The sequence below is a fragment of the Actinotignum timonense genome (genome assembly GCF_900155575.1).
GTDB classification, from domain to species: domain Bacteria; phylum Actinomycetota; class Actinomycetes; order Actinomycetales; family Actinomycetaceae; genus Actinotignum; species Actinotignum timonense.
Map to the genome: position 1 here is coordinate 1 of NZ_LT706972.1, position 898 is coordinate 898.

The 898-nt window shown below is 63.6% G+C and carries 1 protein-coding gene; it reads right to left on the reverse strand.

Features of this window, described 5'->3' with window-relative positions; all coding sequences use genetic code 11:
• Positions 1 to 596: heme-binding beta-barrel domain-containing protein (locus tag CZ322_RS09640; protein WP_087071222.1), on the reverse strand; the 596-nt coding region annotated here is incomplete at its 3' end.
• Positions 597 to 898: the final 302 nt, after the last annotated feature.

The window sequence follows — 898 nt, forward strand, 5'->3', positions numbered from 1 at the left end:
GGCTTCGGCCCCGCTTCCGGGCAATCGCTCAGACGCTGGAGGCGGCCGGCCATGTAGCTGCGCATATCCCCCCCGAAAGCCGCCATATCGTAGGCGTAGAAGAGCTCGGATTCCACGTAGCCGCCCATGATTTGGCCGCCGGTGTAGCTCGCGGCGGTCGGAGTGGCGGCGATGGCGTCCGCGACGATCTGGAATTGCGGGCCCTTAATAAAACCGGCCCAGGTCATGGCGTGCCCGGCGGAGGTGGCGATCATGCCTTCCAGCATGAAACGGCCCTCCGTGCCCTGGAGGTTATTCGGGGAAACACGCAGGTAGCCCTCGAAACTCGACCAGAGCTGGCCTTTGGTGAGGGCCGCGTACATCCGCCCGCCGGGTACCTCGCGATCCACCGCCCCGGCCGGCTCCTGGGAAAGCCAGGTTGCCGAACGCAAACGCAGGTAGGGGCCGTGGTCATCATTATCGATGCGCAATTCGTGGAGGTAACCGGCCGCGTCCACGCCCTCGTATTCGAGGAGGCCGGCGCCGCGCCAGGTATCAACGAGCCAGGCCATCGGATAGGTTTCCGGGCTGAGATTTTCAGGGATTGCAAAGACCATATGCTCAGGTTACCCGCCCCGGCCGGGCATCACCCAAAGTTTCGAGCACCGCCCAAAGTTCCGGGCACCGCGCGGCCCGCGGCCGCCGCAGCCCATAGCTAGTGCTATTTTCCCACGTCGAAGCAAAAAAGTCTTCATTTTTCACGCTTGGCCCGAAAGCGCGACGAAAAGTTTCCGATTGGCCGCGCTCTTGTTATTCTGAAGCCACGGTGCCGGACCTTGAAAGCCCCGGGCTCCAACTAGCGCCGCTACGAGCGGCATTCGCGCCGTCAGGCGCTCTCAGGTCCGGCACCATTTTCCCG